The 8,333-nt window shown below is 43.7% G+C and carries 8 protein-coding genes; 1 reads left to right on the top strand and 7 read right to left on the bottom strand.

Annotated elements, in window-relative coordinates:
• On the top strand, positions 1-215 hold a 215-nt coding region (locus tag AC0YOD_RS14310), incomplete at its 5' end, for a hypothetical protein (protein WP_475799967.1).
• On the opposite strand, the gene AC0YOD_RS14305 is transcribed toward AC0YOD_RS14310, so the two are convergent.
• The 7 genes from AC0YOD_RS14305 to AC0YOD_RS14275 all read right to left on the bottom strand — a co-directional run bounded on the left by AC0YOD_RS14305 (position 212) and on the right by AC0YOD_RS14275 (position 8,329).
• A complete protein-coding gene (locus tag AC0YOD_RS14305) occupies positions 212-1,057 on the bottom strand; it encodes a MetQ/NlpA family ABC transporter substrate-binding protein (protein WP_475799966.1) in 846 nt (281 codons plus the stop codon). The two genes, AC0YOD_RS14310 and AC0YOD_RS14305, sit on opposite strands and share 4 nt — an antisense overlap.
• 57 nt (positions 1,058-1,114) lie before the next feature.
• Positions 1,115-1,777, bottom strand: a complete 663-nt coding sequence (locus AC0YOD_RS14300) for a methionine ABC transporter permease (RefSeq protein ID WP_475799965.1) — start codon at positions 1,775-1,777, stop codon at positions 1,115-1,117.
• Positions 1,774-2,763: a methionine ABC transporter ATP-binding protein gene (locus tag AC0YOD_RS14295; RefSeq protein ID WP_475800001.1), complete on the bottom strand. Its 990-nt coding sequence runs from the start codon at positions 2,761-2,763 to the stop codon at positions 1,774-1,776. The genes AC0YOD_RS14300 and AC0YOD_RS14295 overlap by 4 nt, the downstream gene beginning before the upstream one ends.
• A gap of 309 nt (positions 2,764-3,072) precedes the next feature.
• A complete protein-coding gene (locus AC0YOD_RS14290) occupies positions 3,073-3,513 on the bottom strand; it encodes a hypothetical protein (protein WP_475799964.1) in 441 nt (146 codons plus the stop codon).
• Between the two features lie 136 nt (positions 3,514-3,649).
• Positions 3,650-6,679 (bottom strand): efflux RND transporter permease subunit, encoded by a 3,030-nt coding sequence (locus tag AC0YOD_RS14285; protein WP_475799963.1) that lies wholly within the window; start codon positions 6,677-6,679, stop codon positions 3,650-3,652.
• 310 nt (positions 6,680-6,989) lie between these two features.
• Entirely contained in the window at positions 6,990-7,484 is a 495-nt protein-coding gene (bcp, locus tag AC0YOD_RS14280) for a thioredoxin-dependent thiol peroxidase (protein WP_475799962.1), read from the bottom strand.
• 53 nt (positions 7,485-7,537) lie between these two features.
• A complete protein-coding gene (locus AC0YOD_RS14275; RefSeq protein WP_475799961.1) occupies positions 7,538-8,329 on the bottom strand; it encodes an ABC transporter permease in 792 nt (263 codons plus the stop codon).
• Positions 8,330-8,333: the final 4 nt, after the last annotated feature.

Raw genomic sequence — 8,333 nt, 5'->3', positions numbered from 1 at the left:
GTTTGTTGGTTTGTTGGTTTGTTGGTTTGTTGGTTTGTTGGTTTGTTGGTTTGTTGGTTTGTTGGTTTGTTGGTTTGTTGGTTTGTTGGTTTGTTGGTTTGTTGGTTTGTTGGTTTGTTAGTCCAACTCCTCAAAGAAAAAAAGCGCCTCCGCTAATTGAGCGGAGACGCTTTTTCCAATCATATATTCGCTTACGCTTAAACGCTAATGCCTAAAATGCAGGAATAGTTGCGTCGCCGTAGGTATCTTCGATGAATTTCTTCATTTCTGGTGAACGAAGTGCCGCAGCAAGCTTCTGAATAGCTTCTGAATCTTTGTTGTCTGGACGTGCAACAAGAACGTTCACATACGGTGTTTCATTGCCCTCGATGAACAAAGCATCCTTCGTTGGCACAAGACCTGCTTCAAGCGCATAGTTCGTATTGATCAGAGCAAGATCAACCTCACCAAGCACACGCGGAAGCGTCGCAGATTCTACTTCTCTTATATCAAGCTTCTTTGGATTATCCACAATGTCTGACACTGTGCCGCTTACGCCAACGCCATCCTTCAATGTTAACAAGCCGTTTGCCGCCATAAGCGCAAGCGCGCGACCGCCGTTGGATGGATCATTTGGGATAACCACTTTAGCACCTGTTTTCAGATCCTCAATTTTCGTTATCTTTTTGGAGTAAGCGCCAAAAGGCTCGATGTGAACGTCAGCAACACTAACGAGGTCATAGCCTTTATCCTTGTTGAATTGATCTAGGTAAGGCTGATGTTGAAAGAAGTTCGCATCAATATTCTTTTCATGCAATTGTGTGTTCGGTTGGATATAATCGTTGAACTCGAGAATCTCCAAGTTCACGCCTTGCTCCTTCAGCATCGGCTGAATAAATTTCAACATTTCTGCATGCGGCTTTGGTGATGCTCCAACTTTCAACGTAACCATAGACGGCGTTTCTTCGCCGGTTCCTTGGTTAACATCAGCACCGTTTGTATTGTTTTTGTCTTGACCACATGCTGTCAATGCGAACATCAGCATCATGATCACAACTGCATAGCTTGTCTTCTTCATGTTCATTCCTCCGTTACTTCTGTTATTTCTTTCTATGATGTGATAAATCAGAAAGAACTATTTTCTGCTATAGCGGCGTACGAGTACATCACCCAGCGTTTGCAGCAGTTGAACAAGGACAATAAGCAGCGCTACCGTAACAAGCATAACATCGGTTTGGAAACGCTGATAGCCATAACGAAGCGCCAAATCTCCGAGCCCGCCTCCGCCAATTACACCTGACATAGCTGTATAAGACACAAGCGTTACGGCAGTAATGGTCACTGCAGCAATTAGTCCTGGTCTTGATTCACGCAAAAGAACGCGTCTCACAATATCCCATTTGGATGCGCCCATCGCTTGAGCCGCTTCGATAACGCCTCTATCCACCTCGCGCATAGACGTTTCCACGAGCCGAGCAAAGAAAGGCGTTGCCGCCACAATTAGCGGTGGAATGGAACCTTCTACGCCAAGCGTTGTTCCGGTTATGAACTTCGTTACAGGCATAATTAAGATCATCAAAATAACGAATGGAACCGAACGCAATATGTTAACCACTACTGATAGCATACCATAAACAATTGGCTGCTGTAGCAATTGTCCACGTGAAGTCAGAAACAGAACGACGCCAAGAATCAAGCCAAATAGTATCGTAAACACCAAGGATGCTGTCATCATGTACAGCGTATCCCTCGTTGCTTCCCCTATTTCCGGCCATCGAACATTTTCAAAGCTCATCATAGTGTATCTACCTCCAGCCCTTCCTCACGCAATACAGCAATAACGTGCTCAACCTCCGCAGCATCACCAATCAACTCTACAATCAGTTGACCATATGGTGTCTGCTTCATGCGCGATACAGTACCTTGTAGAATTGCAAATTGCACCGATGTTGGCTTCACCGCATTAAAAAGAATCGGTTCATACGTCAAATCACCAATATAGGTCATGCGCAGCAAGCGGCCCTTTCGTTCACGCAGCAAACCGCTATTTGCACCACTATCGGAAACCTGTTCGACAAAATCACGAGTTACTGGATGCTCCGGCTTCAAAAATACATGAAGCACATCCCCAAGCTCAACAATTTCCCCCTGATCAATGACGGCAACACGATCACAAATAGAACGAATGACATTCATTTCATGGGTAATCAGTAAAATGGTAATGCCTAGCTTTGCATTAATATCGAGCAGCAAGCTTAGGATCGCATTCGTCGTTTGCGGGTCTAACGCCGACGTTGCCTCATCGCAAAGCAGCACGTCAGGGTTATTTGCAAGTGCTCTTGCAATGCCCACCCTTTGCTTCTGACCGCCTGAGAGCTGTGCCGGATATTTATCCCCATGCTTCTCCAACTGCACAAGCTTTAATAGCTCGTCCACACGCTTATTCAGCTCACTCTTTGAAAGCTTGGCAAGCGAAAGTGGAAAAGCGATATTCTCACGAACCGTAGACATTGAAAGCAGATTAAAATGTTGAAAAATCATACCGATACGACGCCTTTGTTTTTGCAGCTGTCCCTCTGACAAACCTGTCAGCTCGACATCACCAACGATCACGGAACCTGACGTTGGTTTTTCAAGTAAATTAACGCAGCGGAGCAATGTGCTTTTGCCCGCTCCTGAATGACCAATAATACCAAATATTTCGCCTTTTCGAACGTTCAAACTAACGTCTCGAATGGCTTCAACAGAAACAGCACCTACTCGGTAAGATTTCTTGATGTTCATTAAGCTAATCAGTTGAATAACCCCCTTTCGGACAAGCAAGAACATATTGTATAAATGTGTTAGCATCCTGTCAACAGTAATAAATTACCATTGCGTTAAATTCCAACTATTCGCATTAGTCTACTCATGTATTGTACCATTTTGAAATCCATGAAATGGTTCAAGTAATACGCCGGTATTAAGCACTACTAACATTAAAATAAACTTCTCCTATTGTTTCCACTATGTATTCATTTACTCTCTTACACTCCTTATAAACAAAAAAAGAACGTATTCAGCGATAACTGCAGAATACGTTTCCTTCTCTTTTCATTTCTTTTTCCTAACTGAATTTTTGACCAGCAAAAAGGCTAACAACACTAACATACATCCGATTACATAGGGAATTATCGTTAGCAAATCCATTTTCCCGCCCGCATATTCACCACGATATTCAGCTTTCATGTACTTATCATCATTATCTTTAATGGCAATAGCTTTGCTGACTTCAACATCTTTAATGGAATAGTAAGCTGTACCTTTTGGATAATGATTCGAGAAATTACCTCGATACGTACCTTCACGATCCGAGTATTTGGTTACCTTGCCGATTTTCTTGCTGATTAAGCTTTTATCAACCTCAAGATCAGAGATAACATAGCTGCTTCCATCATACACAACAAACTTATGCGCCCAATCTCCATATGCTGTTTGAATAAATATACTAAACCCAATTAGAAGAACGAACAGGATGCTCATTCCTTTGTTCAATTCAATCAGCCCCTTTTATTGAATAGACTAAATCGAATTCAATAATGTTGCGAGCATCCTTGTAAAAATCTTTTTTGCAAAAAGTAAAAGTAATTCTATTACGCGCCTGCGTTTCGTCGCTCTTTGCTCAGGAGCATTAAGCTGCAGCGTTTAGATTTTCTTTATTTAAGAGCTGCTTCCGTGCGCGTTTGAAATAGAGCAACTCATACATGACTGGCACGACAACAAGAGTGAGCAATGTCGAGCTAGTGAGACCGCCGATTACGACTACAGCTAGACCGCTTGAAATAATGCTTCCGCCTCCCAAACCAATAGCTAGCGGCATGAGTGCACAGATCGTAGCAATCGCAGTCATCAGAATCGGACGAAGACGAGTTCCACCCGCTTCAAGCAGCGCATCGCGAATGCTCAGCCCATGCTCAATCTGCTGCTGTACACGTTCGATCAATACGATCGCATTCGTTACAACAATTCCGATTAGCATGAGGAAGCCGATCATACTGGAAACAGATAACGGTTCGCCTACAGCCATCGTTCCGACTAAACCACCGATTAATGCAAACGGCAAGGAGAATAGTACGGCTAGCGGTGCTCTGCCTTCACGGAAGGCAATGACCATAACGATATATACCATGCCGACTGCGACCAGCATCGCCATTAGCATATCCCCAATCATTTGCTGTACATCCTCATTGCTGCCGCCGAGTGAATATTGCACACCCGCTGGCAGAGTCAATCCTTCTAACGCTTTAATTAAAGCATCATTTACTTTATTTACGTTCTTATCCGTAATCTGAGCTGATATAGTTGCATATTCTGCTCCATTTTTGTATTGCAGTGTGCTAGGCAGCTGTACTTCCTTCACATCCGCGATATCTTTCACGGTTATAAATGTCCCCATTGGAGAGAGAAGCTTTAAATTTGCAATGTCAGTCGTTGAAGCAATCGATGTACCGCTAAGCGCTAAAAATAAATCGCTAGCCTTGGAGCCATCCCCAATTCGACCTACATTCGTTTCTGTTAGGAAAGGCCGCAGCATGAAGGAAGCCTGAGCCGCGGACAAGCCGTATTTACTTGCATCCTTCTCTCTAACCTCGATAGCGATACCTTGGGTTCCGTCCTGCAAGTTGTTGCTTACGTTATCCGTACCTTGCAGATCTTGAACAGCTGTCGTAATTTGCTTTGTCGCATCTCTTATATCGTCCATTGATGATCCGGTTACGGTGACGCCAATCATTCCGCCGCCGCCCATATCATCCTTAACTAAGCTGAATTCACTGTCAGCAGGAATTTTAACTTTATCTCTCATATCGTCTATGAATACATCAAGATCAGCCTTCGAATCCAGCCCTATGAACCAAACGGCGATATTAGGCGCACCAGCATCACCGCCGAATTGCGCACCCACCGTAATATTCGTGTTCTCTACATCCTTATAAGCGCGAATAACCTCATCCATACGCTTAGATTCAGATTCAATTGTTGCAAGACTTGATCCTTTAGGCATTTCGAGTGTAGCAAAAAGGTATTTATAATCTGTTTGAGGCAGCAGGATAACCCCTACCTTGCCGGCGAAGATCGGCACAAGACTTCCGATGAAAAGCATAAAGGATACAACAAGAACAATCGCTTTATGACCTAATGACCATTGCAACACTCGCTTGTAACCGCGGCTTATCGCTGACTCCTTAGGCTCTGACAGTTTGCCATTTCTCATTAATGCCCAGGCCATTAGCGGTACAACGGTTAGCGCTACAAGCAGAGATGATAATAATGCAAAACCAACAGTCCATGCAAATGGACGGAAATAACCGCCAACCATTCCTGAAAGCAAGCCAAGCGGCGCGAAGACAGCAACCGTTGTAATCGTAGATGAGGTAATGGCTCTGCCTACCTCTGCTGTCGCCGACAAGATCAAGTCCTTGCTAATTTTCTCGCCCCTTGTTCTGCGTACAATATTCTCAATGACTACGATACTATCATCCACAACCCGACCTGTTGCTACCGCCAAACCGCCAAGCGTCATAATATTTAACGTTACATCCGTAAAATATTTGAGACAGATCATAGCGATCAGCATGGAGAGCGGAATCGAGACAATCGCAATCAACGTAGCTCTAAAGTTTCGAAGGAAGAATAGAATCAGGATGGAGGCAAACAGTGCGCCCAGCGCTCCTTCACGAGCAAGCGTGTTTACCGAATCCTTAACATCGGTAGCACGGTTATACATGATCAATGCTTTGATTTGACCATCCTTTTCGGCATTTTCATATACTTTAAGCACCTTCTCTGACACTTCTACCGTGTTGGCATCCCCGGACTTTACGATGTTCAGATTAACGCTTGCTCCTCCATTGGTCCTGTTAAGTATGCTGAGATCCTTGCCTTCTTTCACCTCTGCGATATCTGTCAATTTGACTCCGTCAGGGGTTAGATTCCATTCTTTCAATTTATCAATCGTGCGAAGATCACCCTGAACGAAAACCGGCAAATTAGTTTGATTGATTGTTGCTTCTCCAAGCGGAATGCTCAGATTATTAGCCTGCAAACCATTCGTGATTTGATCAAAAGTGATTCCTTTATCAGCCATCTTGGCAGCATCAAGAGTGATATACACACCCTCATCCTTAAGGCCAACAATTTGCACATCGCTTACACCTTCAATAGCTTGAAGATCTGGGAGCAATGAATTTTTCACAATATTCGCTAATTGTTCCTCCGTCACTCCACCTTGCGCTGTGACACTAGAATACATAATGGGCTGATTTGTAGTAGAGAAATATTTCGCCTCTGGTTTGCCCACACCCTCTGGAAGCTGAACCTCACCTAATGCTTGAGATACCTCCGCTTGCTTCTTCTTCATGTCATCATTGTAACTAAATTCGAGCTGAAGCATGGAGACGCTATTTGCGGATTGCGACGTTACACTTTTGACGCCCTCCATATTTCGCAGTACCTTCTCAAGAGGCAACGTAACCTGATTCATGACTTCATTTGGTGCAGCTCCAGGATAGACAGCAGTGACCATAATTCCTGGAAAAGCAATTTCCGGCTGCTGTTCTTGCTTAAATCCTAATGTGGCATACACGCCACCTACTGTGATCAAAATGACCAGCAGTACAATTGCTACCGGATTGCGAAGTGAAAAACTTGTAAAAAATTTCATTCTATTCTCTCCTTTTCTCTTTCAAACCATTTGTTAATCTTTCGTCTCCAATTTCTGCCTGTGGGATTTATTGTAATTTGTTTAAGCACTTCGCATAATGGTCTGCAGAATGTAGTCTTACCTAGACCTTAGTCGTGCCTTGTCGGGACTGGGGACTAGGGACTGAGAGAGAAGCTGGTATACAATTGACTCTTATAAATAAGCAAAGAGGGTATCTCCGCAGCTCTTAAGCTCTGGAAATACCCTCTTTATTCACTAACCATATTTTATATAAATGCCATCTCTTCTCTGTATGGAGAAAGACTTTGTATTACAAAGAACCCGTTGAAGCTGTGGCATGAAGTCCCTTTACAGCCTCAAGAACCTGCTCCGTATGACCCTTTACCCTCACTTTTCGCCATTCCTGAATGAGCTTCCCTTCCGCATCAATCAGAAAGGTTGACCGGACAAGTCCCATATACTCCTTGCCATAGAGCTTTTTCAATTGCCATACGCCATAGGCATCGCAAACGGCATGATCCGTATCTGCTAAAAGAAGAAAATTCAGTTCTTTCTTCTCAATAAATCGTTGATGAGATTTTACGGTGTCCATGCTGATCCCCAATATAACCGTATTGCAGCGCAGCATTTCTGCATTGGCATCACGGAAATCACATGATTCCTGTATGCATGCTGTTGTCATATCCTTTGGATAAAAATAGATGACAACATTTTTCCCGCGATAATCGCTTAATGAGACATTTTCCCCATTCGATGCTGGCAATGTAAAATTTGGTGCTGATTCCCCTATTCGCAATTCCGTCATTAGATTAATCTCCTCTTGAATGTGTTCTCTGCAGTAAATGATGACGAGCTAATCTAAGAGCCTGCTCCCCGATATTTCTTCACACCGTGATTCCACAGCAATAATCCCAATGTGAACACCGTAACACCCATAACAGGTGTCAGCAGCGCGAGCTGAGACAAATCATCCGCTTTTTTCTCAAGAAAATAGGATGCGGGGATGACGCCAACAAATGCGAATGGCAGCAGCCATGTAAGTACAAATCGAATGATCTTGTTATAAATGTTAACTGGATACCGGCCGTAGTTTTGAATATTGTACATAAGCGGTACGATACCTGTCGGTGCATCGGAATAAAATGAAATAGCGCTCAGCGCCGTATAAAGCCCTCCATAAATGAGTACAGCTCCTATGACTAGAAGAAGGAGCATAATGATATCCAAAAACTCGAAAGGCAAGCCTAGCTGAACCCAGCATATCCCCATAATAATGGTGCCGACAAATGATCCGATGAGCGATGGAGGATCAACATTTTCGAGCAGAACCTGGTATAGGCTATGTGCCGGTCTTGTCAGAACCCTGTCCATTTCTCCTTTTACAATGTAACGCTCACTGAAATTCCAAATGCTGAAGAAGGTGCTGAACACGCCATATGGAATCATAAAGAACCCATAAACAAACACAACCTCTGCCTCAGACCAGCCCCCAAGCGACTCCGTATGCTGGAACACAATTAAAATAAAGATTAGATTCATCCCTTGGAACAGGAGATCCGAGAGAACCTCGATCCAGAAATCCGCCCGGTAGGTCAGCTTTGATTTTGCGTAATTTTTAATGTATTCCCAGAACAATGATGCATATCTCATCTCT

Source organism: Paenibacillus sp. J31P13 (genome assembly GCF_056269295.1).
This window is presented reverse-complemented; position numbering and strand designations above follow the sequence as displayed.